Consider the following 25,561-nt stretch of genomic DNA (forward strand, 5'->3'; position numbering starts at 1 on the left):
GTACTAAAAAATGGGACTGGGCCATATCCGGGGATTTAACCGGTGGGCCTCAATCCCATTTTGGTGTCATTTAGAAGAGCACGATGCGTTCATCAATCTTTGGTAATTACTTTTATTAGTAACGACTATCTTGGAATTAACCAATCGTTTGCCACTATTCTTTTTTAGATTTAAATAAGGGGGGAAGAAATCGATACACGACATATTTTAAAATAGGTCGTGTCATCTTTTTGAGGGTAACCGTTTGTAAAAAGTTTTCCGAAATTCAGTCCACGAGGCTAATATAAAAAATAACCTCACTCTTGATGAAAGAATGAGGTTGCTTTTGAAGATTAAGTTCCCCTATGGATAATTCATGGGGTCCTGTATAATTGTTAATGTAGGAAGTTAGTGACGGTTGGCAAATCTAAGTAAGAAGGTGATGCCTATGGGATAACAACTCGTAGAACACAGTCTGATGAAAGGAAAAGCCATTTTGAGTGATCTTGGATCAGTCATTGTAATCGTTAGTGGATTGACGGCATTGATTCTGGCAGTTTCGACACTGCTAAATGCGGTTGCTAAACTAATGATTGCATGGCGAAAATTCAGGAAGCACAAAAAATAAAGACCATTCCACTAACTTTGACGAGTTTGGAATGATCTTATAGTTCCACACAATGTCACCATCTTTAACGGTTCTACATCGGAGCGCTGTTCCAGCAGTGCTCCTTTTTCATACTCAAATTATAGCATGTTTAATGCATAACAACTACCAAGACTATTTATTTTTGTAATTTTCATATTGGCGTTTGGTGGTTAATATTATTATTTTGTAAACTATGGTGCGGGCGATGATAACGTGGTGGGTCCTAAGAGATTTGCTGCACTGCTGAACCTAACTAGATAAAACTGGATACGCTTAGTTTGATAGATTCAATTGCTCTTATCATAAATGACATTTAAACAACTAGGTTAAAGTCATTTAGCAGCCCTCTTAATCGTGCTATAATTAAAAAAGGGATTGGAGGATTTCAAATGAAAACTTTGAATGTACCGACTACAAATATGACGACGTTAAAGAAGTCACCAACTAAAGCCTTTGAAGAAGCTCGGAAGCGTAAAACGGGGCTTTATGTTTTCAACAGGGATACTCCTGCAGGGGTCGTTTTGTCTGTGGAAGACTATGAACAACTGGTTAATGATAATAATGCATTGCAAGATAAGTTATATGGTTTAGAAATTAAAAGCCGCCTTGATGAGAAAAATCCCGATTTAATTGATGAGGACAAAGTTGATGGTAATACTTTAAAAAAGATTGATTTTGATGATAATGACGGGTGGGAATGATGGTGCCTACTGACTACCACCTAAAATACTTTCGACAAGCTGCCAAAGAAAAACGTCATCTTGATGGTTCACAGCTGAAAATTGTTAATAAGGGGCTTAAGCGAATTAAAGTTCAAGGTATGAAAGCAGGGAAGCCTTTGAATAGTGATTTAAAAGATTGCCGCGAAATTAAACATCGTGAATTGGACCTTAGAATTATTTTTCGTCAAAATCCTAACAATAAGAAGCATATTGATATCGTTGGGATTGGGAAACGGGAAGCCAAGCTGGCCTATAAACAGGCCAGTTATCGTTTGAGCTATCATAATGCTTCTTTAAATGTTGATGATATAAGCCAAGACTAGTACTGTACGTTTACATTAATAGGACACCCCTCAATACTACCTAGTTAGGCATTGAGGGGTGTTTTAGTGTGGTAAATTTTATATAAAGATTTGCTGCTAGCTATTTTAATCTTGTGAAATTAAGTTAGGATAGTTGCATCACTTATTAAGAAATTGGAGGTATTCGGTTTGAATAAAGCCACCTCAAGTAGTCATCAGTATTTTTTGAAATGGGTTCTCGTTGCGAGCTTTAGCCTGGCGATCCTTTTTGCAATCTTTTTGGCGCCATCTGCTGGGGCGAAAAAGTTGCCAGCTTTTCAGGCTAAGGAAGCCTATGTAATGGACGCCAAGACGGGCCAAGTGTTGTATCAGAAAAACGCGGACACAAAACGCCCTATTGCGAGTCTGTCGAAATTGATGACGTTATATCTAACTAAAAAAGCGATCGATCATCACAAAATAAAGTGGAACCAAAAAGTTCCAGTTGATGATGAATTAATTAAGATGAGTAAGGATCCGACACTGGGCGGGTTTAAGATTAAGCGCTCTGGCGAATTTACCGTTAGGCAGCTGTATCAAGCAGCCTTAATTGCCTCTTCAAACTCAGCGGCAATTGCTCTTGGCAAATTGGTAGGTGGCGGCAATAACACTCAGTTTATTAACATGATGAATCGACAAGCTGAAAAGTGGGGGATCGAAGCCACCTTTGTCAGTAGTTCTGGCCTCGATAATACCGACTTAAGCAAATATCACTATCAAGTGCCGCATACAACTAGCAAAGCCCAGAACATGGTGAGCGCGTCAGCAATTTCTAAGGTCGCCGCGAAGGTTCTTGGCATTTTTCCAACGATCACTCAGTGGAGCAATCAGTCGACAATGAAGGTTGGCAAGCAGTGGTTGGTTAACTCCAATAACTTATTGAAAAATAAGGTCTACTACCGGAAAAGTAATCATGTAGATGGCTTAAAGACTGGTTACACAATTAACGCTGGCCTGTGTTTAACCGTGACGTTCTGGCATAATGGCCGCCACTTGATTGCCACGATTATTGATAGTGACTCGGTCTTTACGTCAATGGATCGGTTGATTCAACAAATTGATAAAAATTATAATAAGGTCAATGTGTCCTTAAACACCCATCGATTTAGGCTAGATGACCAGTCAGTAACGGCCACCCCCGAAGAACCAAAGACCGCCATTTGGCGCCAGAATTCAGCACAAAAGCCGCAAGCTGTTAAGTATGTCTTAACTAAAAAAGCGACGCCGGTTACCAAGGGACAACCAATTGGTTACGCGGAAATTAAACTAACAAATAGCCGTGGGATGGCAAAAGTTCCGATGCTGGCAACTAAGGATGTGGGTGCAAAGCAGCAGTCTAAACAAAAGAAATCACCCCAACACAAATCTCTGTTAGCTTCAATTGGCAGCGTCCTACTAGGCTTTTTTGACGGGATCTATCACCTAATGGTTAATTTTGCTAAGTTTATGGCAAGGTGAGGGTAGAAATGATGTTATATTCTTACACTTGCCTTTCCTGGTGACCGGATGTGTTTTTAATGTAAGGAATAGTAGGGGGGTTCATTGATATGGTAGGACGTCCAAATAGTAGCGCTTTTTGGCTAGTTGTTGATGAACAAGAGAAAAAATATGGCAGTGTTAATACACCAGAAGTTGATTGGGACTCAGATGTTGGTTCGGAGGATTTTGACTAATGCCATTACATCAAGCTGATATCCTCTTTCAAAACTTAATAAAACGAAGTGATCAATCATGCAATCATTCTGTATAGGAATGATTGTTTTTTTGTTAAATACAGGCGATTAAGCATCGAATATGATCTCAATCAAGCTAGAAAAGCTTTTAAACGGAACAATTGAAGATGAGTGTATTAACTGTCTTGGATTGTGCATTGAAGCGAACTGGAAATGGTGGCAGCTCCTCGTTACTTTGACTATTTACAATTTTTACACTTTCGAAACAAAAAATTTGCCGTCGTTTTACATCACCTTGTTATCCTAAAATTAATCGCAAACAGGGAGGATTATTTCATGATGAACTTTAGACACGGTTTCAAGAGGTTAATCGGTCTGCTGTCAATTGCTGGGGTGGCACTTTTATTTGCTGGGTGTTCCAAATCAGCGGCTACCAAGACAACGCATATTACATACTGGCACGTTAACGCGGAAACCCAAGGTGGGGCGTCCGTTAATAAGCTGGTGAAGGAATTTAACAAGACCCACAAACACATCAAGGTGACTGCCAAGTTTAACCCCAACATGTATCAAGGGTTAATGCAGAATTTGCAGTCTGCTCAAGCTTCAGGCAAAGTTCCTGATATCGTTCAAGTCGGTTGGGCGTTTACCAACTACTTCTCTGATAACTTCAAATACATGACACCAACCGATGCCGCTCAGAAATTTGATAAGAGTAAGCGTGCCATTACTAATAACTTCTCAACGCAATCGCTGTCGTTTGCAAAAAACGCCAAGGGAAAATTAGTTGGCCTGCCATATTCACTCAGTACGCCAATCCTATTTACCAATGACAGCATGCTTGCTAAATACGGGATTAAGAAGAGCAGCTTAGGTACCTGGGAAGGGGTTCAAGCCGCTGCTAAGACGATTAAACAAAAGAGTGGCAATTACGGGCTCTATATTCAAGAACCAGCCGATACATGGGCCCAACAAGCCATGATGTTAAGCAACGGCGCCCAGATTAAGAATGCTGCCGGTAAGGCTGCATTTGCCAGTGCACAAGGCGTTAAAGCTTACCAACTTTATCAAAACATGGTGCTTAAGGATAAGACCGCCATTCACACACCCTGGGCTCAGGGGATGGATGACTTTACCAACGGCAAGGTTGCCATGGCGTTCACCACGGTTGCCCAAGCATCACATATTAAACAAAGTGTCAGTTTTAAAGCTTCGTCACAGATTGCACCAACCTTTAAGGGCAATAAATTAACCGTTCCAGTTGGTGGTTCAATGTTGGCCTTGACTTCTCAAGATAGTGCTAAGCAAAAAGCTGCTTGGACATTTGAAAAGTGGTTGTACAAAAATGACTCGCTGTTAACTTGGGATAAAGGGACAGGTTACTTACCGCCAACTAAGACTGCTCTGGATTCACCACAATTTAAGAAATACTTGGCCGCCAACCCAATGATTAAGCCAGCTACCGAAGAATTGGCGAATGCCGTTCCTTGGACCTCATTCCCTAAGAATGGGTTGGATGCAGAACAGGATATGATTGATGCCCGTGACAAGATATTAACTGGTAGTAACGTATCCCAGACACTAAAGGCCGCTCAGGAGAAAATCAATGCTCAACAATAACTCACAAATTGAAGAAGCTGTTAATAGCCGTTATGGCCCGCGGGCTTCCCGCAAGCCGAGAAGACGGCTTTTGCCGTTTTTATACCTATTACCATCCGCACTACTACTATTGGTGTTTATGATTATTCCAATTGGCTACACCTTTTATCTGAGTTTCTTTAACTGGAACCTGATCGCGCCAACCAAGGAATTTGTCGGGCTTGCCAATTACGTCAACGTGTTTACCGACCCAACAAACCAGAAAGTTATTTTGAATACCCTGGTATACATTGTGCTGTTGGTTATCTTAAACTTCATTTTGCCCTATTTCATTTCCCTAATCGTTAATTTCTTCATTGGCAAAATGAAGGGGCCTTACAAAATCCTGTTCTTCATTCCCAGTTTGTTTTCATTGGTAGTTGGGGCAATGCTATTTTCTTGGATTTTAAACCCGGTTTCTGGCCCACTGGCGCTGTTCCTAAGAGACTTCGGAATGAAAGTGCCGCAATGGACCAATTCTGGGGCCATGGCGATTGTGGTGATTTGCCTAATTACCAACTGGAAAGTCTTTGGGTACAACTTTATCCTGCTGCTAACAGGATTAGGAGCGGTTCCTAAGAACATTTTAGACGCGGCTGCCCTGGATGGTGTTCCCAAGTGGCGGGTCATTTGGAATATTGTATTGCCGCTTAACCGTGGGGTTGCTATTTACGTCTTCATCTTAACGATCGTCCAAGGACTCCAGTATGTCTTCACGCCCATCAACGTGATTACGCAGGGTGGACCATACTATGGGTCTTCAAACCTGTTGTATCATACCTATTTAAATGCCTTCGTCTTGTATAAAACCGGGAATGCATCGGCGTTGGCAACCGTCACGTTTGTCATTTTCTTGATTCTGTTATTCATTGAAATCAAGTTTGTTGAGGGGAGGCACAAGGATGCTGACTGAAAAACGGAACTGGGGCTGGCACGTCTTGTTGATCCTGATTGTCATGGCCATTATGCTGCCGGTGTTGTTCATGATTTCAAATTCGTTTAAGACGCTCCAGGAATCCTATCACGCCATTTTACAGCTCATACCTGCCAAGCCAACCTTTAGCAACTACCTAACCTTGAATAAGCAGATCAATTTATTACGGATGGTGTCAAATACCTTCTTGATGGCAATGATCGTCACGTTGGGAAAGGTGGCAACCGGGCTCCTGGCGGCCTACGCGTTTCAAAATTTTCATTTTAAAGGGAAACGGTTGGTTTACTTTATCTTTGTTGCCACCATTTTTGTCCCCTTTACGACCGTCATGATTCCCAATTACTTGGTTATCGCAAAGATGAATTTACTGAACAACGTGATCGGGGTTGCATTGCCACAAATGGCTGATGCGACGGGGATTATGCTGTTTATTAAAGCAATGGGGAAAATTCCAGCGAGCCTGACTGAATCGGCAAAGGTGGATGGCATTCCGAACCGGAAAATATTTATGAACCTGATTATTCCGCTACTGAAGCCCAGTATCATCAGTGTTGGTGCGATCTTTTTCATCAATAGCTGGAATGAATACGTTTGGCCGACGCTGGTTCTTAAAGATAAGAGTAGTTTCACGCTGCCACTAGCCTTACAAAACTATATTTCCAGTGAGGGTGGCACTAATTTCCCACTGGCAATGGCGCTAGCGGTAATTATGATTGTGCCACCGTTGTTAATTTACATGATCTTTCAGCGGTATATTTTGAATAGTATCAGTACTTCAGGATTAAAGTGAGGATGATTCGATGGCAAATACAGGCTTTTCAATTGAATTGGCAAAAATGTCTAAAAGCTACAACCAAAAAAACAACGTGATTGATAAGATGGATCTGTCAATTGTTCCGGGTGAATTTTTGGTACTGTTGGGACCTTCTGGGTGTGGTAAGTCGACGACACTCCGGCTCATTGCCGGGCTAGAAGCGCCCACTGGTGGTAAAGTTTTGATCAACGGTAAGGATGCTTCTAAGATGAACGCAATCCAGCGAAGCATTGCGATGGTATTTCAAGATTATGCACTTTACCCCAACATGACCGTTTATCAAAACTTGGAATACGCACTGCGGGTTCACAAAGTGCCCAAACAAGTTCGCCAGCAGCGGCTTACAGCAATCTTAGCGTCTCTCAATTTGAGTAACTATAAAGATCGTTACCCGAGTCAATTATCCGGTGGTCAAAAACAACGGGTAGCGCTTGGTCGGGGAATGGCGAAAAAAAGCCAGATCTTTTTACTAGATGAACCGTTATCAAACATTGATGTTCAACTACGGGAAAAGGCCCGGGATGAAATTCAGAAGCTGCATGAGCAAAATGGCCAAACAATTATCTACGTCACTCATGACCAACAAGAAGCCATGGCACTAGGTGATCGCATCGCCGTGATGAATAATGGCAAAATTCAAATGATTGATACGCCGGAGAACCTTTACCATAATCCAACCAATTTGTTCGTGGCCCAGTTCGTGGGTACACCACAGATTAACGTGTTCAAGGCGAACTACTTTAATCACCAGCTGCTAGACGAGAGCGGTGCGGTGATTGCTAATCTGACGGCTTATCAAGATGATGGGCTACAGGAAGATACCGACTATTTAGTCGGAATTCGGCCAGAAAACGTTCAATTAACCACGGATGCAACCAAGGGGGACTTCCAGGTTGAAATTGAGAGCATTGTCGATTATGGCCGCTATAAGCAGTTAACGTTGAAAGTGTTCGACCGATTGGAAATTAAAGCGGTGGTCAGTGACTGGCAAAGGCATGGTAATCAGGCGGTTTACGCGAAGTTGACGTCTAAAGCAATTTTATTATTCGATGCGCGAACCCATGAACGGATTCAGCCCAGTCGTAAATTGGAGCCAGTACTGGAGTGATAAAAAATGACCTATAAAATTGTGCAAATTACAGATACGCCCCTCACCCCGGCTGGTGCTGAACCAGCCAATAATCAACAAGTTGACCCTGCCGATAAATTGCAGGCGGTGTTTGACGACATTTATACAACTAATGTAGCGCCTGATTTGATTGTGATTACCGGCGATTTGATTCACGAAGGCCATGCTGAGGATTACCAACGCTTTCACGATGTTTTAATGGCCCAACAGGAACGGTTAAAGGCACCAATTAAGGTTATCCTTGGCAATCATGACCGAACCAAAGCGTTTTATGAAGGTTACTTAAAGCGACCATATCAGAGCCGGTATTACGACAAGCTCGCAACTGCTGGGTGGGATTTTTACTTTTTGGATACAACTTGTGGTAACTTAGAGCCCGGCTACCTTGATCAGGATCAGCTGACCTGGTTGCAGACTAATCTCAAGCAATCGGCTAAACCAGCTCTGTTATTCATGCATCATCCACTGGCTGGACCGCCCCTAAGAAATATGGCCTATAGTATTTTACAGAATGGTGATGATTTAGCGAAGGTGATTCAAGGTAGTACCGTGAAAGCAATTTTTTCTGGTCACGTTCACTTTGCAAATATGTATCAGGTTGGTGGTATATTAAACGTCGTTGCTGACTCAACGGCTTACCACATTAATTGCACCAACCCCCATCAGCATTTTGTGGCCGATGCAACTGCGTATAACGTTATTTATTTAGACAATCAGGCAGTTGGGGTTGAGCAGCGGCCATTAAGGCTTGGAACCAAAACGATTAACGCCTTTAAAATTCCCAATACCGATTTTTGGGATCCTAAATTGATTGTGAATGAGATGAATCAGGTGTTGAGTTAGAAACTAATTATTAAATAGACGGCTCGCCGTTATCTGTATGTTACTTAGTCAGTTGCAGATAATGGCGGCTGTTTTATTGGCAATCTTAGCAGTAATCGTTTATTATATTCAGGTATCAAAAGACTGAGATGGGTCCAAAAGTAGGGATTCTCACGTAAGCACGCCGTTTTAGGACAGCAAAGGGCTACGGCTACATATAAGCATTATAGTTACAAATCGCCTGTTAAAGGCTTTCTGATTTATAGGCGCTTATAGCTTTGCTCTTGAGATGCTTGCTGCGGACACTAATATAAAGAAGGCTGATTATGGAAGAGAAACAAATTGGGGCTTATGAGCGCCTTTTAAGTGGTGCTTTGTTGGCAATGGCCGCTGGGGCGTTAGATTCATATACTTATCTCGAAGACGGGGGCGTTTTTGCAGGGTTGCAGACTGGTAACTTAATCCTAACTGGGTTAAGGGTCGGCCGCGGTGATTACGGGGATATCTTGCAAGCCATCGTTTCGCTATTGATGTTCATGGTGGGTGTCGCAATTATTCGGACCATTCAGTATCATTACCCGGTTGAACGAATCGTGAGGCGGCGGGTGATCACTTTGGCCTTTGAAATATTGCTGTTCATTGGCGTTAGTGTGATTGCTAACCGGGTATCAGAACTTGTGACGACGGGGATGTTGGCGTTAGCGGCGGCTTCTCAATTGCAAGAGTTCCGAACCATGAAGAACGGACCGTTTACGTCGTTAATGATGACTGGCAACGTGCGAACACTTGCTGAAAGTGTGCTGGATTTCTTTGCCCAAAATGATAAGCAGGCACTCAAAAAGGCCGGTGATATTGCAACAATCATCGGCGCTTTCTTTGTAGGGGCATTGTTAAATGGGTACCTCGTTCAATATTTCCACGGGCAAACCATTTTGCTTTCGGCGGTCATTTTATTAGTCGTGATCGTGGTTGGAAAGTGATGATGGTTTCAACTTTGAGTAGAGAACCATATCCCTGAAGCCACCGTTATAAAATGCATATTGCTTCAAGAGACCATCTTGATGGAAGTCACAGCGTTCCGCAACGTTGCGGCTTTTTTGGTTTTCGACGTCGGCCAGAATTTCTAACCGGTTAATCTGGAGGTCGTCAAACGCAATTGTTTCTAGTTTTGCTACTGTCAGGTGCATAATTCCTTGTCCCTGAAATCGGCTGGCCAGCCAATAGCCAATTTGACAGCGGAAATGATCATGGTGAAATTCATGAAGATCGACCATCCCAGCAGGCTCGCCATTTACCAGAATGATTGCAAACCAGAAATCACCGCTTGCCATCTTTTCAATCCCATATTGGAGGAATTGTCTTTCATCACTAGCAGAAAGAGTGGTCTTCGCCCATGGCAGCCACTTGCCGAGCTCTTGGCGGTCTTCGTCAATTAAAGCGAGTAAGTCAGCCGCGTCACTTTTACTTGGAAGCTTCAAGGCAATTTTGTCGTTAATTTGGTCAATGAACATGGTTTAGCCTCCGTTCTAACTGTTAAAATAAGTATATACTATTTGATTATGGCGGAGGAAGTTAAATGTTTGAATTAGTTGGTGATAAAGAAAATAAACCGTTTATGGAACGGTATATGCGTAATCAGTTTTCCTTTTTAGGTCTCAAAACGCCAGCTAGAAAGAGGCAATCAAAAGCGCTTATTCAGGCATCAAAAAGATTGCCATTAAATGATGTGCTAGCTGAAATTGAAGCACTTTATCGCCGTGATAATCGGGAGTACCAGTACGTTGCGATTGATATGGCTTATGCAAACGTAACCCGGCTTAGAATGGTAGAAATTGAGAAGCTGTCTGCCTACATCCAGATTAAGTCTTGGTGGGATACCGTGGACACTTGGCGGAAAGTATTTGGGAAGTACGTTAGCCTGCATCCAACAGAAAAGGGGAAGGTATTTGACTTGTTTTACCGCCATCCCAATTTTTGGATGCGACGGGTTGCCATTACGTTGCAACTATTGGAAAAAGAAACGTTAGATAAAAAATTGCTGGCTCAGGCAATTGACTATGATAGCCAAACAGACGAATTCTTCATTCAAAAAGCAATTGGCTGGGCGCTTCGAAACTATAGTAAGTATGATCCCGAGTGGGTAAAGACGTTCATAGCGCAGCGGTCACTGTCGAAGCTAGCGGTTAGAGAGGGCGCTAAGATTATTAATAAGTTGACCCTCTAATCCATTATGAGGAGGAAACGGATCTTCCATGAACGATGTTGAACTTAAAGAAGCTACCGTTAAAATCCAGAAATGAGATTTTAACGGTAGCTTCTTTAGATCAAGACTAATGCCTTGGGGTCATTCGATGACCACCACGACGGTGATCGCTAAGTCTAAAGCCAATCACCACAATAACAGCTGCAATGAGGAATGATATCAGTCCAGGAATAACATCAGTAAAGCCAAAGCTGGCAATAATTGATGCAAAGATAGTTCCAATAAATAATGTTAACAAACCGATTAAGGTGATTTTTAAGTTCTCATCCATAAAATCGCTCCCCCATAACTATCAATCAACAAAATTGCAAACAATTTGCGGCATTTTAAGGACTAATAAGCCTTTCGTTGGCACAAATTGGTTGCGCTTTCTTTACGTCTTCATTGTAACGCATTTGGCTTGTAAATGCCTTAATTACGGGGAGGTAATGAGTTGAAACTAAAAACTAAAGAAGTTATTGGCCGTTGTTTATTTAAACGTATAAGGGATTATAAAATTATGGGGCATGATAACCGTTGATAACCGATTTTCCCTGAGGTTTTCTTATGATATGACGATCGTTTATTGGAACGACTTACGCTTGAGAATGTTGAAAAATCAAATAAACAATGTAGCCGATAGTTAAGATTACCAGCGGCAAAAAGAAAATAGCTGAAAATGACAGCACAACCAATAGAATGGTCGCGATGATGCCAACAGCCAACTTGAGTAAGAACCAACTTGTTTTAAAGATGAGCGTGCCAAATAAGATGAGCAGTAGTAATAAAAGAATCATTTGTGATGTCCCTTCGAATGGTTATTGTTGGTCTAATGATTTAACAATGCCACCCCACCAGCAAGGTAGGGTGCAAACAGTAGCCAGGCCAGATAAGGGCCAAGCAGCCAAGTGGTAATCTTATTGGTTGGCAGCAAACGATACATTAAACTGGCAACCATGATGTCCATGACGATAATGATGATCAGACCAATTACAAATAGACTACCGTTAAAGAAAACGATTGTCCAGACAAAGTTTAACAATAATTGGCCTAAAAAGAAACTAAGGTTAACTAAAATGAACGGCGTGGCTAATCTGAAGTTGGGCTGAAATGATCAGTTATTAATTTAGGGTTCGAGACTACTGTTTTATAAAATTAACGTAAAAAGTAAATTAATTAAATTATTGCATTATAAAGTTAATGTGTTACGATAATTTTATGAGGAGATGAAAGATGATGAACCAAAAATATGAAGGCTGGTTTATTCAGCTACTGTCAATTGGAAGCCTATTAGCTTCTATTGTCCAAGCCTTACTAGCACTTTTTGTGGGTTTCGGTACAATTGCAACGCTGATTATCGGCAATAACCCAAATTTTCCGCTTATTGCTAAGCTAGCGGTGCGCGCTCATTCAGCGTTTACTGAGTCGTTGGTGACAATCTTGATTGTGATTGGGGTGTTAATTTTCCGAACGATCATCATTTTTGCTTTGTATAAGCTGTTGCGGCAATTTCACGCCAATGATATCTTCAATGACCGGAACCTTAGTTATATCCGTTGGTGCTCGTACTCGTTTGGGGGCTTGGTGATTTTTGATGGTATGTTGGCGTTAATTTGGAAATTTCTCCATTTTGAGGCTGCCGTTTCCTATGGCCAGTCATTGTTTGTGGAAATTCTAGCGTGGTTTACTGTCTACGTGATTTACATCATCTTCAAACGGGGCTTGGCACTTAAAAAAGAAAATGAAGACTTTGTCTGAGAGGGGCTGGTGGAAATATGATACAAGTCAATCTGGACCGGGTCCTAGTGGAACGAAAAATGACGTCAAAAGAATTGGCCGCCAAGATTGGAATTACGACGGTGAATTTATCAAAATTAAAAACTGGTAAAGCCAAGGGAGTTCGTTTCGAGACCCTTGGAAAATTATGTGCAGTTTTGGATTGCCAGCCAGGCGATCTGTTGGAATATGTTCCTGACAAGCCGACTAAATGAGAGAAGGAGAATCGATCATGGTAACAACATCAAGTAAGCGAGTGGATCTGCAGTTTGGGATTGAATGTTTGGTGTGCATTGGGTTAACAATTTTGTTTCATTTTCTGCAAGTATCATATTTAAGCAGTTCAGGGCTTTTTATCTGGACATTGGTTGGCGGGCTTACCTGCTGGCTGATCTGGCTGACGAATTTTTGGCGGGCTCGCAATACTTTCCGGTCAGTTATTAAGGTCAGTCTAAAATTAGTCAGCTATGCCTTATATTCGTTGGTATTAATTATGGTCGTTAATGCCCTGTTGGCGATTGTCTGGCAGGGGACCCATTTCTGGGCTCAAGGATTGCTATCATTAGGGACCATCCTCATTATTGGCCTGTCATTGCCAGGCTTTTTCAAGTTGGTCGTAAATGAAACTAATCCCATTTTGAGAATGGTTTCAATCTTCTTTTATTATCTTGGCTTCGGGCTTTTCCCCCAAAGTTTGGGCTTTGGTAACCACTATGTTAACGACTATGGCGCCCCATATTGGCTTGCATTTATCTCAGCGACACTTCTGGTGATCTACGCCATGGTTCATTGGGGGTACCAATTACCCCAATTGAAATTCAATCATCATTTAAACTATTGGTGGCTGGCGTTGCTGGTTATACCCAGATTTTTAGTCATGGGCTTTTCTGCTGGTAGTTGGTCCCGGTTTTTTTCCTTACCACTTCAAATTAGGTTGGTCATTCCTAACAATTCCTTAACGACTGCAACTATCTATGCGGTCTTCACAATTGTTACCGTCTGTTTCAAGGAAGAATTGATCTTTAGATACCTGTTTCTTGCCCAGATTTTAAACGCGGTGAAGGGATCTGTGAGAACTCGGATATTAAAGACCACATTGATTACTGCGACGCTGTTTGCTGCTTGGCACTTGCATCACATTTTTTATCAGCCATTTACAACAACTTGTTTGCAGATATTGGCCGCCTTTGGGATGGGGGTGGTATTCGCAATCATCTATTTATATACCGGAACAATTTGGGTAACGGTTATCATGCATAGCATTTTTGACTTATTTTCGGTGGATATGGCTGGGAGTGTAACCCCATTTGTGAGCCAGCCGACATCGTTTTTGGTTGAATTTATATTGATCACCACGACAGCTCAGGTTGCCATTGGCCTGATTGCGATTTACACCATGAAAACGGGTCCATTTGAGCAAACCATTCGCGCAAATCAACGCAAACAAGTCTTGCGAAGACCGGCTCTTAATCGGTTAGAAAACTAAAGGAGATATTGATGATTAAATTAAAACTAATTGGCCTCACAGTGTTACTGTTGACACTAACCGGTTGTATGTCACAACGGGCTTCAATGCATCAATTTATCAAACATTCTCACGATTGGATTGATGTTTACAGTCCATCAGGTAAAAAGATTAAGACTTTGACCAGTAAAAAGACGATTGATTATTTTTCTGATAAGATTGGTGATGGTGCCGGAAACGCAACCAAGCACCACGTTTCCCGAAATTCTAAATTGAAATTCAAATATGTGATTCACCAGAAACGGAGGAACCACAAATTTTCTTGTTATGTCTATACTAATCGTCAGGCTAAGGCGGTTATGGGGACGACCTTTCCCGCTCAAGCCTGGAAACTGACGAACCGGGAATTCGCGGTCTTTGACAAACCCCAGAAATTGCAATAAATAGTTAATTGTTTATTAAAGGCTTATAAAAAACAAGAATAAAGTTCATCGATTTAATTGAACTTTATCTTGAACGACATTTGAAGCAAGCAATTATTTGTCTAATATGCAAGACAAATTCAGGTGCATGGAAGCAATTGATGGCTCAATTGCGACTGATTAAAAGCCTTTCTTTTTTATTTTTTTCAACGCGCCGACAGTTCTCATGGGGAGTCGCACTAAGGCAAGCGTTAATCAGGAGCCCGACCAATGGCCACCTAATTACCACGGGTAGTCAAGGGTCGCAAAAATTTTTCTAGAAACGTGCCAACGATACCAAAAAGTTTTTGGCTCACGAGCACCAGTGCCCCTTGACCGCCTCACAATTCCCGTGAGAATGACTTGAGCGTTTTCAAAAAACAAAAAAAGTTTTGAAGCAGCGGTGCTCCTTCAAAAACTAAAAAAAGAAAAGGAAGTCCTAAGCATGAGCCAAAAAGAATGTTTTAGAATTGGACAACGTGTACAAGTTGTTAATTTAGATGAGGAATATCAAGGATTAGTTGGAACTGTTACTGATTACATTCCTATTGGTTCAAAGTTGCATGATTCTGGGAATTTAACTGACGACGTTGTAATTGATTTTGATGAATGGCAAAAAAGGGCGTTACTAAGAAAACCAACTTATAGAGATCTTGTGGAATCTTATAGTGAGATAAACGATGTAAATTTGGAGCAATTATTAATTGCTCCAGAGGATTTAAAGGTTATTGAATCTGAATAAATTCCGCTATAACTAAGGGATCTCATAGAATGGTTAAACAATATAGACAAAGAGGGTTTCGTCATGAAATGGGTACAAGAATATTTAAACGAAGTTGAAAAAGAGAATTATGCGCCGCAGAAATATTATGTTGATGAGTATCATCGGACAATTGTTAACTTTAGTAATTGAAATCACAAAGTATATTGGAAAGCAGAAGTAATAGAGGATAGTAAACTATCTGGGAAGTTCATCACTTATGTGGAGATGGGAGATATTTATAATGCTGGAATCAAACTATAAGTTGATAACAATCCATTCAGGATAGCTTTCCAAAAGATTGTTCATATATAACAAAGAAAAATATGATCCAACACATGAAATAAAAAATGTTGGCTTTATGTTCGCCCTGCATCACAGCAAATATTTTTTGATCAACATGGCGATTTAAAATCTGAATCCGATGTAACATGTTTCTCGGACAAAGAAGTGTATCAATTGCTGTTAAACAACTTAAGAAAATTGAATATTAAACTATAGATCTTAAAGATTTTCGATGTTAAAAACGCAATCCGAGATTGCAAAACATCGAATTTTTTAAATGATAGAATAACTGGACAAAAACGAGCTTTTATGAAAAGATGTTAGGGAACACTAGGTATATTAATTATTAATCGAAATAATAAGGGATGTGGATCGCATTGAAAATTGCTAATCGTTAATTCAGAATTTGATAGAAATCACTGCTTCATTAGCAGGGGTTATTCTGTGCGATTTAGTAATTTTTGTGTGATCTAGAAAATGGGATGGTTGGATAGTTCAGCTAAGTGGTGTGATGACGCCGCCAAACAACTACTGCATTCTAAATCTCAAATGTGTTTGTCTAAACAGACGGCGGCTTAATTGGTGTCTGTTTAAAACACGGCTATCACAAAAGAATTAGCTCAGAAGGCCTGCTGGCGGAAATTACTCCGCTTAGCAGCTTTTTGTTCTCTGAATAACCCCAACTTTTGAGTATTTCAAATGATGAGGTGATCAAATGGGAACAATTAAAATTCATAATCTGTCATTTAGATACGATGGGATGCCGTCAGCTCTTTTTGACCAATTTAGTCTCAATATTGATGAAAGTTGGAAACTAGGATTGATCGGTCGCAATGGTCGGGGCAAGACGACATTTCTGCGACTCTTATTAGGGCAGTTGGCTTATCAGGGGCAAATCACGGCGAACGTTAAGTTTACGTATTTTCCCCAAGCTGTTACCGATTCAAGAGCGTCAACCGCGACTGTTTTACGACAGATCGCTGGCCTGGATGAAAGTGAATTTTGGCAGATTCAGATTGAAATGGATCAACTGCAACTTGATGATGAGGTACTCGACCGACCGTTTATCACCCTAAGTCCTGGTGAACAGACCAAGGCCTTGCTAGCGGTCATGTTCAGTGAGGCAGGGACGTTTAAGCTGATTGACGAGCCGACTAATCATTTGGATGGGGCTGCCAGGGACGTTGTAGCTGACTATCTGAGAAGCAAGACCGGTTTCATTGTCGTGAGTCATGACCGCCACTTCATTGACCAAATCATCGATCATGTGTTATCGATTGATCGGGCTAAAATTCAGTTGTTTAGTGGTAATTATGAAACTTGGAAGGCGGAATTTGATAGGGCCAATGTGGCTGAGCAGGCCAATAAAAAACAGTTACAAACTGAAATTAAACGGCTAGACACCTCTGCTGGCAAAATTAAGCAGTGGGCTGGAAACGCAGAAGCCAAGAAGTCTCAAAAACATTATCAGCATCAGGGACATGTAAACATGGACAAGGGCTACTTGGGCCACAAGGCTGCCAAAATGATGAAGCGGTCAAAAAATACGTTGAAGCGGACTGAGACAGCAATTACCGAAAAGAGGACCCTCTTAAAAAACATTGATGAGAAGCCCCAATTGACGATGAATTATCAGCGACCCCATCAGCAATGGCTTCTCCAGGTAACCGATTTGCAGGTCATCCAAAATGGCGTGATTCTCAATCAACCCATTACATTTGAGTTAAAACCTGGCCAACGACAAGTCTTGATAGGCCCAAATGGGTTTGGCAAAACGACTATTTTTGAGGCGATTTTAGGAAAATCTGATTTGATCGCTGGTGGCGGGGTGGCACTTAATCCAACCCTAAAAATTTCCTACCTAACGCAAAATTTTGAACACTTACAGGGGGCAATTGAAAGCTATGCCCAAGAATCTGGGATTGAGTTAGCTGACTTATTAAATATGTTAAGAAAACTTGGCTTTGAGCGGTCAGCGTTTTCTGAAAATCTGAGTAATCTTAGTATGGGCCAAAAGCGCAAAGTGTCCCTTGCCAAAACGTTGTGTGAACCAGCGAATTTGTATGTTTGGGATGAACCATTGAATTATTTAGACGTCATTACCCGCCAACAGGTAGAAGATTTGATTATAAAGGAGCAGCCACCAATGCTGGTCATTGATCATGATCAGGATTTCGTTCAGGCAATTGCGAACGTTCCGATGATTGAAATCAAACGTCCTTAGGGCAACTCTGACGGCTTGTTAGTGCTTGGCTTAGGGTGTAAGATACATCTTATAGTTTTATTTAGGATAGCTGTACAAGGCAGTGATCTGCACGTAAGCACCTGTAACCAAAATCCCAAAACCAGGATTTCCGTTACAGGCGACTTACGCTCCGATCCCTAAGCGCTTTGTTCCGCTCACTGCTTGAAGGGATGCGTGAAAAGATGATTAAACCAAAACGGTTACTAGTATTGGCTGGGTTGTTACTGACTGTAATTGTTTCGAATCCAGTGAATGCTAAGTCGGTAACCAAAGAAGTTCATGGCAATACGACGACCACCGTTTCAACGACGTATAATGCAAAGTTAAAAAACGTTGGTGCTCAGAAATTAGTGACTAATAAACGGGTGCGGCTATATGCTTTTGTAAACGGAACTCCCAATTATGACGCGTATATTGCCGTACCAAAGAACACTGTGTTGACAATAAAGGCTAAATTACAGAACCACCAAGGGTATGTCGTGACGAAAGCTGGTAGTCAGGGCGATTTTGAGTTTGTTAACCCCGAAAAGGCTACCTATTCAACGGTCGGATTGAAAAATAACAAGCAGGTCAGCCAGCGCTTGAAATTGGCTTCTAAGAAATGGGCGAAGGGTTTAAGCAAATCGGATATTAAAGCGATCCGGTATTACACCAACAAGGGTTATGACCAGATCAATACGACGTTACGAACGCCAACCACTAAGGCAACGAAGAAAGTTATGACCAGTATCGCCCAAATTAATTCAAGTATTGCGCGCTTCAATTTAACCAAGCCGCTAACCGTTTATCGAGGGACATCTTTGACTGGATTAAAGAAATCATTGGCTAATCAATCGATTAAGGTTGGCCGTTCATATCGTGATCCCGCTTATTCTTCCTGTACGCTGAGCCAAATGATTGCGTTAGGCTTCTCTAAACAGTATGTGGTTTTGAAGATTAATTTACCAGCAGGAAAGCACGGTGCTTACATTGACCCAATTTCTACTAATATTGGGGAGAAAGAATATTTGCTCAAAAGTGGTACAAAAATGATCGTCACCAAAGTTCAAAAGGGAAAGTCAACAACCAAAACGGTGACGAAGGTGAAGCAAAAGGGAAAGAAAGCAAAGAGCCAGGTTACGAATACCAGGATTAATTACACGTTGGTAACGCTAAACTTAAAGTGAGCGGAGCAAAGCGGTTAGAAACTGGAACATAAGTCTCCTCTAACAGAAATCCCCGGTTTTGGGATTTTTGTTAGAGGTGCTTATGTGGAAGTTTCTGCTTTGCGGAGCGGTCCTAGGAAAAGTGAGCATAACAAAGCGGTTAGAAAGCGGAGCCTAAGCTACTCCTGCCGAAAGCCATGGGCTTGGGCTTTTGGCAGGAGTAGCTTAGGTGCAGCTTTCTGCTTTGTGGAGCGATCCTACTCTATATAACAGAGGACAGCCACTAAGTAACTGGGATTGAATCGAAAATTTCTTAAGTATAGCTTTATTGCTTTGCGGAGCGATCTCACTCTATGTAAGAGATATTAAGCACCGATAAAAGCGGTTAGAGACTCATGTTCCTGTCTCTAACCGCTTTTTTGATCCTTATTTTTGATCCTTATTGGATTACCATTTCTGCTCCTCATACGCCATTTCCCAGAAATGTAATTCAAAGTAGCTACTTCGGACAAAGGCCGTAATCATTGCCGCCTTTTCGTCTGGATCAGCATCCTTGCCTAGTTGGTCGACGATCGCAATCATCGTATTGGTGGCCTCAGTAAATTCAGGGCTATTGTAGGTTTCAATAAATTCTTGATAGAGCTTAACTGGTGATCCATTGCTAATTAACTGTTTACCCAAGTCGTTATACAGCCAGTAACATGGAAGTAAGGCAGCGCAGGCCCGCCTCGGTGAACCAACGTATAGTTCGTGATACATATGGCTCACGTAGTTGTAAGCATTCGGCGCAATTTGGGTTTGCTTAATCTCAGCTGGGGTAATTGCCAACTGCTGGAAAAATTCAATTCTGACTTCCTTTTCGCTGTCATCTAAGCCGGTTGCCCCGGCATATAGGAATTGTTTGATTGCGGGATCCGTAAGCTGCTCAGCGATCTTGCCATGTAATGTGGCGAAATTTTGCAGGTAGAAACGGTCCTGTTTTAAGTAATACCGAAATTCTGTCATTGGTAATTTCCCGGTGACTAATTCTTTGATGAAGGGATGATTGAAGCTGGCTTGCCATAACGGTTCAGCCTGATGACGCATTTGTTGGGTGATTGTCGACATGATAATAGAGGCTCCTTTGGTTGATAATGACGGTAACTGATATTATTTTAGCATGAGCAAGGTTAGCAAGGCGCACAAAATATTTGTGAAGTTAAGAGCAAATCAATTGCTATTAAAAATGCCACTCTGTAAAATTAACTTGTAATGACAAATAAGAAGGGGAGCGGTTAATGATGGATCGATTAAAGGATAAGGTTGCGTTAATTACTGGTGGCGTTGCTGGTATTGGTTTGGGAATTGCCGAGTGTTATGTTCGCGAAGGGGCAAAGGTTGTCCTGACCGCCAATCATAATGTTGAAGGCGGCAAGAAGGCCGTTGAAAAATTTGGGGCCGATAAAGCACTATTCGTCCAACAAAACGTTGCCGATGAAAAGTCCTGGCAAGATACGATGGCTAAAACCATTGATAAATTTGGTAGGCTTGATATTTTAGTTAATAATGCCGGGGTTGGTGGTGTCAATGGCCCGCTTGATGAGTTAAGCCTTGAAGACTGGCAACAGGTGATCGATATTAACTTAACTGGTAATTTTCTTGGTGAAAAATACGCGATTAAAGCAATGAAAAAATACGCCAACGGGAAAGGATCAATCATTAACATTTCTTCGGTTGCCGGGTTAGTTGGCCTTCCACTGAGCCCTGCATATTCTGCAAGTAAGGGTGGCACCCGGTTGTTAACCCACGCAACGGCTCTTTCATTGGCGCAACAGAAACTTAATATCCGGGTTAATAATGTTCATCCGGGCTGGATTAACACTGATATTGTCCCGAAAGAATACGAACAACAGCTTATCAGTACGATTCCAGTTGGGCATATGGGAGAACCAGTTGATATTGGTGAAGTTTGTGTTTACCTTGGCAGTGACGAATCTAAGTTTGCCAATGGGGCTGATTTTGTAATTGACGGTGCCCAGCGAGCTTAGCAATAAAAGTTTGATTGCTAACTGGAAAACAATTTCTCTATTTTTTAAGCCAGTTACATTTTAAAAATAGATGGGCTCGATTAGAAACGGTTATTAGTTTTTAATTGAGCTTTTTTGATGCACCAGAGATTAGAACAAAATTTATTCTTCTGGTTACAAAATTCTAATGTAGGCAGTAACTATTATTGCACTACGGTTTTAGTAAATGGATGATTTTTGATTTGAAGAAATAGCTCAATCATCGATGTGAAATGAATTTCACTTTTTAGAAAAACGATGTTATGATGTGAAGTGAACTTCACAGTAGATAGAAGATGATCATTATTTTCATTAACAACAATGTACTAGAACGACGTAAACGATTAGGACTAACGCAGGCACAATTAGCTTCCTCTGTTAATGTAACGCGAAGAACGATTATTTCAATGGAGAAGGGGAAATATACGCCATCATTGCTTCTGGCCCTGCAACTCGCTAAGGTACTTGAAACTGATATTAATAACTTATTTTGGTTAGGAGGTGGTGAGAGTGAAAAAAGTAATCATTGAACAAATTGGTAATGGTATTTTGGTTGGCCTTGGAACGTGCATGCTGGTATTCATGGTGGCTAATTCTCATTGGGATGTCAATGGAACGTCATCCTTTCAATTTGGCCCGTTTGGAATCTTATTCCTTGCTTGGTTGATTGTCTTTGGCATTATCAGGTTAGGGTTGTCAAAGCTAGATCAGTCGTATCATACTGGCGAGGGTGAATTGAGTGCGGGCGATGAACGTGAAAGGAAGATTTCTCAGCGGGCACTGGGATGGACTTATCGAGTGGTTTTTACTTTGCTGATCATTGAATTGTTTGGTGTACCCGTTATGAGTATTGGTTTTGGGTCACGACTGGTTTTGTTTCGGCAAGCGGTTGTGGTTGTGATTGGTAGTACTTTGATCATTGGCTTTTTGACCTACTTAGTTGGCTGGATTTACTATGATATAACGGAATAGATTTTTTGGTTACATAACTAAAAGGAACTGTTAATAATGGATGGTCAAATTCATTATTAATAGTTCCTTTTAGTTTCTAATGTTATGGTTCCGGAACCTTCATCCCCCGATCAATGGTAGATCGGCCAGTTGCGTAGTCGAATTTGACGTTCGGCTGGACATTAAACAAGTACACGTTAAAATTTAAGGACTTATCAGTGCTGATTGCCTCTAAATGAATCCCTCGCGCCATCAGTTCGCTGCCGCGAAAGATTGGCCTAGAAAAGAAGATGACCCGTTTGCCATCCTTCAGGGCATCGCGAATCTTTTGCTCAAAGATGGTTTGGATCCGTTGATTGGAGAAAGCCGTTTGGGTGAACAAATTTTTGGGGTTATTTTGGTCACCAGAAGTATCGTGAGGATTATAAGAGCCATCAGTGTTAATTCCCTTTGAGATTGAATAGGCAATTAAATGCCCGCGGTTGATGATTGGTTGGCGGTCAATGAATTTCTGGTGCCAACCAGTTGGCTCTACGTACTGGCGAACTCGATTTTCATCAGAAGCCAGATTGCGAGATTCCAGATAGGCAATGTTACCCCGACTTGTTCGGTTAGCGTTATCTAGGTCGGAATAGACGACATGGTTGGATTGCCATTTTGTTGGGTTGAGAGTGGCCTTATTATGATTAATTTCAATAAAGCTTTGTTCGCCAGAGTGATAGTCAAGCTTAGCGAGTTCACTCGTGGCGTTGACATTTTTGGTCTGGTTCAACGTTGATCGCGAAATATTTTGAATCAATGATGTGATGTCGTTTGGTTGGCTGCCAGTGAAAAACCAGCCACCAACTAATATTATTATTGCGACCACTAAGCTAGAAAATGTGTATGATTGACGACGCTTGCGTCTGCGTTTAGACATAGTATCACCTCGATTATGTTAGGAATGTCCGCTATCAAAGATACCAGAAAATGATAATAAACGGCAAGTAGTTACGATTGTTTTGTTGACATTGAGTAGAAGAGGAAATAGTATGTAGTTGTTCAAAAGATAGTAACCACTCACTACTTAGGAAGTAATTACTACCTTTCATGAACAGAAAGAGGGTAATATGATGTTTGCAGGGACATTTTGGGTTTTAGCAGTTTGGTTTATTGTTAACGTTATTTGGATGTGGTTTGCACTTGATAATCAGACTCTGCAGAAGACATTTGCCTGGATCAACGTTGTTGCGGTTATCGTTGGCTTTTGGGTATACTTCGCTTCATCTTCAGTAGGTGGAATTTCAACTTGGTTTAATGTACTGAATTATGTCAACATTGTCTTGGCTTGCGTTCAGTTCTACTACGGCTATCGTAAGCTTGGTCACCCAAGTGCTCAACACTAATTAGCAGGTTAGGTTTAAGTGAGATTTACTAATTGCCAAAAATGACTGGAGCTTTTGCGCCAGTCATTTTTTTGTAGGCGAACACTGAGTTATCGACTATAATTAATAGAAGGAGGTGGCACAATGCAGCGCGATTTGACGAGTTTATATGCTAAGTCCCCAGAGACTAAGAATCTAACTGAAAAACAAATGAAGGTATTAAATGCCGCAATTGATTTATTTGCCAAGAAAGGGTATGCCAATACCAGCACTAAAGAAATTGCGACAGCCGCCGCGGTGTCTGAAGGAAGTATTTTTAAGCATTTTACAAGTAAGCGGGGTCTCCTGAGCACGATCTTAAGGCCATTGACTGATTCGTTACTGCCAGACATTCTTCATGAATTTTCTCGTAAAACGTTGCTGACTGCCTATCCGTCACTCCATGATTTTATTCAGACGATTATTTTAGACCGGATTCGTTTTCTTGAAGATAATATCTTAGTTGTTAAGATATTTTTAAATGAGGTTTTATATGATTCAAATGTCCGGGCTGATCTTATTAAGGCGTTTCCAGCGGAATTTATTCAGGATTTTAATAACGAAATTTCGCAAATGAAGGAACGCAAAATTATCGTTAATTGGCCGAATCAGCAGGTGATTCGCTTTTTGGCATCAAGCCTCGCTGGATACGTTGTGGAACACTATATCTTTTTTCCAGAGCAACAATGGAATAGGAAGCTAGAATTGGCTCACTTGATTGATTTTATAGAGAAGGGGTTAAGCCCTCGATAAACAAAATTGGTCAACGGCAATGGAATTGTGGTTATTTAAAATGGAGGTATCTTTCAACACAGTAGTTTAATGGTAAAAAACTTTTGCTAAAATGACGCTTATTAGGCAACTGCATGGAATGGTATTCCGAGAAGCGTCTAACAATATAAGAACAACCCCTTCAAAATCCAAACCAGGATTTTAAAGGGGTTGCTCTTATATTACCGCAGTTAACCGCTTCTCTTCGCACACTATTTTATGGTAGATCATTACCCGCTGCAAAGTACAGATCATACCACTCTTGCTTAGTTAGCTCGACATCAGCACCGGCAGCGCTGTCCTTGATGTGATCAGGGTTCATCGTTCCCAAGAGAACTTGAACGTGAGCTGGGTGGCGGAGAATCCAAGCGACTGCAATGGCATTCTTAGAAACACCATACTTCTTAGCTAATTCCGCCAGTTTGTCATTTAATTTACCAAATTTAGGATCATTAATATACATGCCGTCGAACAGGCCGTAGTTAAATGGTGACCAAGCTTGAATTGTCATGTGTTTGCGGCGTGAATATTCAATGATTTGGTCGTTATGGTCGTTGCTATCATCACCGGCTTTATTGACGTGCAGGCCAGCTTTGATCATTCCTGAATGAACCACGTTAAATTGTAATTGGTTAATGAGCAGACGTTGGCTTACCCATGATTGAACCAGTTCAACCTGTTCTGGATCAAAGTTAGATACCCCGAAATGACGAACTTTGCCTTCCCGTTGCAGGGTGTCAAACGCATCGGCAATCTCGTCTCCTTCCATCAATGGATCTGGACGGTGAAGTAGGAATGAGTCTAGGTAATCAACCCCCATTCGTTCCAAAATACCATCAACTGATTCAATTAAATGCTGTTTTGAAAAATCATATCTGGCACCAAAAACCAACCCATCATGGCTGCGGCTTGGGTCAAGGACAATCCCGCCCTTTGATTGGATAAATAATTTATCCCGCGAGATTCCGGAGGCTTTTAAGGCTTCCTTAAATGTCTTTTCAGAACCGCCTTCACCATAGATGTCGGCTGAATCAATATAATTAATACCAGAATCGACAGCAGTTTGGAGCGTCTTTGCAGCTGCGGCGGTGTCCATACCAGCCATCCGCATGATCCCTAAAGCGACTGCAGAAGCTTCAAAGTTGGTGTCACCAATTTTTAATGTCTTCATGTTCATCCTCCTTTGATAATTACTTTTATTATAATCCTAATGAACTGGTATGTCAGGAAAAGTGAGCGGATCAAAGCGGTTAGAAGTCGGAGCATAAGTCTCCTCTGGTAGAAATTCCTGGTTCTGGAATTTTTACCAGA

At 41.4% G+C, this 25,561-nt stretch carries 31 protein-coding genes; 24 read left to right on the top strand and 7 right to left on the bottom strand.

Going from position 1 to position 25,561, the window contains the following annotated elements:
- Positions 1–457: 457 nt before the first annotated feature.
- From FC98_RS14975 to FC98_RS04260, 11 genes are all read left to right on the top strand, one after another.
- The gene (locus tag FC98_RS14975; protein WP_169788686.1) at positions 458–607 is read left to right on the top strand and encodes a hypothetical protein; all 150 of its coding nucleotides are present in this window, start codon (positions 458–460) and stop codon (positions 605–607) included.
- 410 nt (positions 608–1,017) lie between these two features.
- The gene (locus FC98_RS04215; RefSeq protein WP_008858387.1) at positions 1,018–1,329 is read left to right on the top strand and encodes a type II toxin-antitoxin system Phd/YefM family antitoxin; all 312 of its coding nucleotides are present in this window, start codon (positions 1,018–1,020) and stop codon (positions 1,327–1,329) included.
- Positions 1,326–1,673: a type II toxin-antitoxin system RelE family toxin gene (locus FC98_RS04220; protein ID WP_008858386.1), complete on the top strand. Its 348-nt coding sequence runs from the start codon at positions 1,326–1,328 to the stop codon at positions 1,671–1,673. Before FC98_RS04215 ends, FC98_RS04220 begins: the two co-directional genes overlap by 4 nt.
- A 168-nt stretch (positions 1,674–1,841) precedes the next feature.
- On the top strand, positions 1,842–3,149 hold the full coding sequence (locus FC98_RS04225; protein WP_235803578.1) for a D-alanyl-D-alanine carboxypeptidase family protein: 1,308 nt from the start codon (positions 1,842–1,844) through the stop codon (positions 3,147–3,149).
- Positions 3,150–3,238: 89 nt separating this feature from the next.
- Complete coding sequence (locus tag FC98_RS04230) at positions 3,239–3,364, top strand: hypothetical protein (RefSeq protein ID WP_008858384.1); 126 nt, start codon at positions 3,239–3,241, stop codon at positions 3,362–3,364.
- 336 nt (positions 3,365–3,700) lie between these two features.
- The gene (locus FC98_RS04235; protein ID WP_235803579.1) at positions 3,701–4,984 is read left to right on the top strand and encodes an ABC transporter substrate-binding protein; all 1,284 of its coding nucleotides are present in this window, start codon (positions 3,701–3,703) and stop codon (positions 4,982–4,984) included.
- Entirely contained in the window at positions 4,971–5,915 is a 945-nt protein-coding gene (locus tag FC98_RS04240) for a carbohydrate ABC transporter permease (protein WP_008858382.1), read from the top strand. Before FC98_RS04235 ends, FC98_RS04240 begins: the two co-directional genes overlap by 14 nt.
- Positions 5,905–6,726, top strand: coding sequence for a carbohydrate ABC transporter permease (locus tag FC98_RS04245; protein ID WP_008858381.1), 822 nt, complete (start codon positions 5,905–5,907; stop codon positions 6,724–6,726). The genes FC98_RS04240 and FC98_RS04245 overlap by 11 nt, the downstream gene beginning before the upstream one ends.
- A gap of 10 nt (positions 6,727–6,736) precedes the next feature.
- Positions 6,737–7,858 (top strand): ABC transporter ATP-binding protein, encoded by a 1,122-nt coding sequence (locus FC98_RS04250; RefSeq protein WP_008858380.1) that lies wholly within the window; start codon positions 6,737–6,739, stop codon positions 7,856–7,858.
- Between the two features lie 6 nt (positions 7,859–7,864).
- Entirely contained in the window at positions 7,865–8,722 is an 858-nt protein-coding gene (locus tag FC98_RS04255) for a metallophosphoesterase family protein (protein WP_056949243.1), read from the top strand.
- A 305-nt stretch (positions 8,723–9,027) separates the two neighbouring features.
- A complete protein-coding gene (locus FC98_RS04260; RefSeq protein WP_008858378.1) occupies positions 9,028–9,681 on the top strand; it encodes a YoaK family protein in 654 nt (217 codons plus the stop codon).
- Here the strand turns inward: FC98_RS04260 and FC98_RS04265 are convergent.
- The gene (locus tag FC98_RS04265) at positions 9,655–10,212 is read right to left on the bottom strand and encodes a GNAT family N-acetyltransferase (RefSeq protein ID WP_008858377.1); all 558 of its coding nucleotides are present in this window, start codon (positions 10,210–10,212) and stop codon (positions 9,655–9,657) included. The genes FC98_RS04260 and FC98_RS04265 overlap by 27 nt on opposite strands.
- Before the next feature lie 65 nt (positions 10,213–10,277).
- Between FC98_RS04265 and FC98_RS04270 the strand changes: the two genes are divergently transcribed.
- Positions 10,278–10,925, top strand: coding sequence for a DNA alkylation repair protein (locus FC98_RS04270; protein WP_008858376.1), 648 nt, complete (start codon positions 10,278–10,280; stop codon positions 10,923–10,925).
- Positions 10,926–11,031: 106 nt separating this feature from the next.
- Here FC98_RS04270 and FC98_RS04275 read toward each other — a convergent pair whose 3' ends face one another.
- From FC98_RS04275 to FC98_RS14125, 3 genes are all read right to left on the bottom strand, one after another.
- Positions 11,032–11,235, bottom strand: a complete 204-nt coding sequence (locus tag FC98_RS04275; RefSeq protein WP_040472039.1) for a hypothetical protein — start codon at positions 11,233–11,235, stop codon at positions 11,032–11,034.
- A 304-nt stretch (positions 11,236–11,539) separates the two neighbouring features.
- Positions 11,540–11,740 (bottom strand): hypothetical protein, encoded by a 201-nt coding sequence (locus FC98_RS04280; RefSeq protein ID WP_054654785.1) that lies wholly within the window; start codon positions 11,738–11,740, stop codon positions 11,540–11,542.
- A 32-nt stretch (positions 11,741–11,772) separates the two neighbouring features.
- Complete coding sequence (locus tag FC98_RS14125; RefSeq protein ID WP_081467849.1) at positions 11,773–12,021, bottom strand: tryptophan-rich sensory protein; 249 nt, start codon at positions 12,019–12,021, stop codon at positions 11,773–11,775.
- Positions 12,022–12,176: 155 nt separating this feature from the next.
- Between FC98_RS14125 and FC98_RS04290 the strand changes: the two genes are divergently transcribed.
- The 7 genes from FC98_RS04290 (at position 12,177) to FC98_RS04320 (ending at position 19,101) form a co-directional block, all read left to right on the top strand.
- A complete protein-coding gene (locus FC98_RS04290) occupies positions 12,177–12,701 on the top strand; it encodes a hypothetical protein (RefSeq protein WP_008858372.1) in 525 nt (174 codons plus the stop codon).
- Between the two features lie 17 nt (positions 12,702–12,718).
- Positions 12,719–12,934 (top strand): helix-turn-helix domain-containing protein, encoded by a 216-nt coding sequence (locus FC98_RS04295; RefSeq protein WP_008858371.1) that lies wholly within the window; start codon positions 12,719–12,721, stop codon positions 12,932–12,934.
- Positions 12,935–12,951: 17 nt separating this feature from the next.
- Entirely contained in the window at positions 12,952–14,205 is a 1,254-nt protein-coding gene (locus tag FC98_RS04300) for a CPBP family intramembrane glutamic endopeptidase (protein WP_054654789.1), read from the top strand.
- An 11-nt stretch (positions 14,206–14,216) separates the two neighbouring features.
- Positions 14,217–14,627 (top strand): hypothetical protein, encoded by a 411-nt coding sequence (locus FC98_RS04305; RefSeq protein WP_054654791.1) that lies wholly within the window; start codon positions 14,217–14,219, stop codon positions 14,625–14,627.
- Positions 14,628–15,090: 463 nt separating this feature from the next.
- A complete protein-coding gene (locus FC98_RS04310; protein ID WP_040472033.1) occupies positions 15,091–15,387 on the top strand; it encodes a hypothetical protein in 297 nt (98 codons plus the stop codon).
- A 1,018-nt stretch (positions 15,388–16,405) separates the two neighbouring features.
- The gene (abc-f, locus tag FC98_RS04315; RefSeq protein WP_008858364.1) at positions 16,406–17,914 is read left to right on the top strand and encodes a ribosomal protection-like ABC-F family protein; all 1,509 of its coding nucleotides are present in this window, start codon (positions 16,406–16,408) and stop codon (positions 17,912–17,914) included.
- 203 nt (positions 17,915–18,117) lie between these two features.
- Positions 18,118–19,101 carry an ADP-ribosyltransferase gene (locus FC98_RS04320; protein WP_054654831.1) on the top strand — a complete coding sequence of 328 codons (984 nt, stop codon included), beginning with the start codon at positions 18,118–18,120 and terminating at the stop codon, positions 19,099–19,101.
- Between the two features lie 426 nt (positions 19,102–19,527).
- Here the strand turns inward: FC98_RS04320 and tenA are convergent, their stop codons facing one another.
- Positions 19,528–20,187, bottom strand: a complete 660-nt coding sequence (gene tenA, locus FC98_RS04325; protein WP_008858361.1) for a thiaminase II — start codon at positions 20,185–20,187, stop codon at positions 19,528–19,530.
- A gap of 170 nt (positions 20,188–20,357) precedes the next feature.
- Here tenA and FC98_RS04330 point away from each other — a divergent pair, with 170 nt between their 5' ends.
- The 3 genes from FC98_RS04330 to FC98_RS04340 all read left to right on the top strand — a co-directional run bounded on the left by FC98_RS04330 (position 20,358) and on the right by FC98_RS04340 (position 22,097).
- Complete coding sequence (locus FC98_RS04330; RefSeq protein ID WP_008858360.1) at positions 20,358–21,107, top strand: glucose 1-dehydrogenase; 750 nt, start codon at positions 20,358–20,360, stop codon at positions 21,105–21,107.
- A gap of 314 nt (positions 21,108–21,421) precedes the next feature.
- Positions 21,422–21,655 (top strand): helix-turn-helix transcriptional regulator, encoded by a 234-nt coding sequence (locus FC98_RS04335; protein ID WP_008858359.1) that lies wholly within the window; start codon positions 21,422–21,424, stop codon positions 21,653–21,655.
- Positions 21,636–22,097 (top strand): DUF2178 domain-containing protein, encoded by a 462-nt coding sequence (locus tag FC98_RS04340; RefSeq protein ID WP_056949244.1) that lies wholly within the window; start codon positions 21,636–21,638, stop codon positions 22,095–22,097. Before FC98_RS04335 ends, FC98_RS04340 begins: the two co-directional genes overlap by 20 nt.
- Before the next feature lie 82 nt (positions 22,098–22,179).
- Here FC98_RS04340 and FC98_RS04345 read toward each other — a convergent pair whose 3' ends face one another.
- Positions 22,180–22,995, bottom strand: a complete 816-nt coding sequence (locus FC98_RS04345; protein ID WP_040472031.1) for a DNA/RNA non-specific endonuclease — start codon at positions 22,993–22,995, stop codon at positions 22,180–22,182.
- A 193-nt stretch (positions 22,996–23,188) separates the two neighbouring features.
- Between FC98_RS04345 and FC98_RS04350 the strand changes: the two genes are divergently transcribed.
- Both FC98_RS04350 and FC98_RS04355 read left to right on the top strand, forming a co-directional pair.
- A complete protein-coding gene (locus tag FC98_RS04350) occupies positions 23,189–23,461 on the top strand; it encodes a hypothetical protein (protein ID WP_054654799.1) in 273 nt (90 codons plus the stop codon).
- A 123-nt stretch (positions 23,462–23,584) separates the two neighbouring features.
- The gene (locus FC98_RS04355) at positions 23,585–24,232 is read left to right on the top strand and encodes a TetR/AcrR family transcriptional regulator (RefSeq protein ID WP_008858355.1); all 648 of its coding nucleotides are present in this window, start codon (positions 23,585–23,587) and stop codon (positions 24,230–24,232) included.
- A gap of 235 nt (positions 24,233–24,467) precedes the next feature.
- Here FC98_RS04355 and FC98_RS04360 read toward each other — a convergent pair whose 3' ends face one another.
- Positions 24,468–25,421: an aldo/keto reductase gene (locus FC98_RS04360; RefSeq protein WP_054654801.1), complete on the bottom strand. Its 954-nt coding sequence runs from the start codon at positions 25,419–25,421 to the stop codon at positions 24,468–24,470.
- Positions 25,422–25,561: the final 140 nt, after the last annotated feature.

This window comes from Lentilactobacillus kisonensis DSM 19906 = JCM 15041 (assembly GCF_001434135.1).
Taxonomy (GTDB): domain Bacteria; phylum Bacillota; class Bacilli; order Lactobacillales; family Lactobacillaceae; genus Lentilactobacillus; species Lentilactobacillus kisonensis.

Excerpts from the sequence above, each read along its gene's own strand:
- FC98_RS14975 (WP_169788686.1), top strand. The coding sequence starts at position 458 with ATGAAAGGAAAAGCCATTTTGAGTGATCTTGGATCAGTCATTGTAATC.
- FC98_RS04215 (WP_008858387.1), top strand. The coding sequence starts at position 1,018 with ATGAAAACTTTGAATGTACCGACTACAAATATGACGACGTTAAAGAAG.
- FC98_RS04220 (WP_008858386.1), top strand. The coding sequence starts at position 1,326 with ATGATGGTGCCTACTGACTACCACCTAAAATACTTTCGACAAGCTGCC.
- FC98_RS04230 (WP_008858384.1), top strand. The coding sequence starts at position 3,239 with ATGGTAGGACGTCCAAATAGTAGCGCTTTTTGGCTAGTTGTTGATGAA.
- FC98_RS04235 (WP_235803579.1), top strand. The coding sequence starts at position 3,701 with ATGATGAACTTTAGACACGGTTTCAAGAGGTTAATCGGTCTGCTGTCA.
- FC98_RS04240 (WP_008858382.1), top strand. The coding sequence starts at position 4,971 with ATGCTCAACAATAACTCACAAATTGAAGAAGCTGTTAATAGCCGTTAT.
- FC98_RS04245 (WP_008858381.1), top strand. The coding sequence starts at position 5,905 with ATGCTGACTGAAAAACGGAACTGGGGCTGGCACGTCTTGTTGATCCTG.
- FC98_RS04250 (WP_008858380.1), top strand. The coding sequence starts at position 6,737 with ATGGCAAATACAGGCTTTTCAATTGAATTGGCAAAAATGTCTAAAAGC.
- FC98_RS04255 (WP_056949243.1), top strand. The coding sequence starts at position 7,865 with ATGACCTATAAAATTGTGCAAATTACAGATACGCCCCTCACCCCGGCT.
- FC98_RS04260 (WP_008858378.1), top strand. The coding sequence starts at position 9,028 with ATGGAAGAGAAACAAATTGGGGCTTATGAGCGCCTTTTAAGTGGTGCT.
- FC98_RS04265 (WP_008858377.1), bottom strand. The coding sequence starts at position 10,212 with ATGTTCATTGACCAAATTAACGACAAAATTGCCTTGAAGCTTCCAAGT.
- FC98_RS04270 (WP_008858376.1), top strand. The coding sequence starts at position 10,278 with ATGTTTGAATTAGTTGGTGATAAAGAAAATAAACCGTTTATGGAACGG.
- FC98_RS04275 (WP_040472039.1), bottom strand. The coding sequence starts at position 11,235 with ATGGATGAGAACTTAAAAATCACCTTAATCGGTTTGTTAACATTATTT.
- FC98_RS04280 (WP_054654785.1), bottom strand. The coding sequence starts at position 11,740 with ATGATTCTTTTATTACTACTGCTCATCTTATTTGGCACGCTCATCTTT.
- FC98_RS04290 (WP_008858372.1), top strand. The coding sequence starts at position 12,177 with ATGATGAACCAAAAATATGAAGGCTGGTTTATTCAGCTACTGTCAATT.
- FC98_RS04295 (WP_008858371.1), top strand. The coding sequence starts at position 12,719 with ATGATACAAGTCAATCTGGACCGGGTCCTAGTGGAACGAAAAATGACG.
- FC98_RS04300 (WP_054654789.1), top strand. The coding sequence starts at position 12,952 with ATGGTAACAACATCAAGTAAGCGAGTGGATCTGCAGTTTGGGATTGAA.
- FC98_RS04305 (WP_054654791.1), top strand. The coding sequence starts at position 14,217 with ATGATTAAATTAAAACTAATTGGCCTCACAGTGTTACTGTTGACACTA.
- FC98_RS04310 (WP_040472033.1), top strand. The coding sequence starts at position 15,091 with ATGAGCCAAAAAGAATGTTTTAGAATTGGACAACGTGTACAAGTTGTT.
- abc-f (WP_008858364.1), top strand. The coding sequence starts at position 16,406 with ATGGGAACAATTAAAATTCATAATCTGTCATTTAGATACGATGGGATG.
- FC98_RS04320 (WP_054654831.1), top strand. The coding sequence starts at position 18,118 with ATGATTAAACCAAAACGGTTACTAGTATTGGCTGGGTTGTTACTGACT.
- tenA (WP_008858361.1), bottom strand. The coding sequence starts at position 20,187 with ATGTCGACAATCACCCAACAAATGCGTCATCAGGCTGAACCGTTATGG.
- FC98_RS04330 (WP_008858360.1), top strand. The coding sequence starts at position 20,358 with ATGATGGATCGATTAAAGGATAAGGTTGCGTTAATTACTGGTGGCGTT.
- FC98_RS04335 (WP_008858359.1), top strand. The coding sequence starts at position 21,422 with ATGATCATTATTTTCATTAACAACAATGTACTAGAACGACGTAAACGA.
- FC98_RS04345 (WP_040472031.1), bottom strand. The coding sequence starts at position 22,995 with ATGTCTAAACGCAGACGCAAGCGTCGTCAATCATACACATTTTCTAGC.
- FC98_RS04350 (WP_054654799.1), top strand. The coding sequence starts at position 23,189 with ATGTTTGCAGGGACATTTTGGGTTTTAGCAGTTTGGTTTATTGTTAAC.
- FC98_RS04355 (WP_008858355.1), top strand. The coding sequence starts at position 23,585 with ATGCAGCGCGATTTGACGAGTTTATATGCTAAGTCCCCAGAGACTAAG.
- FC98_RS04360 (WP_054654801.1), bottom strand. The coding sequence starts at position 25,421 with ATGAAGACATTAAAAATTGGTGACACCAACTTTGAAGCTTCTGCAGTC.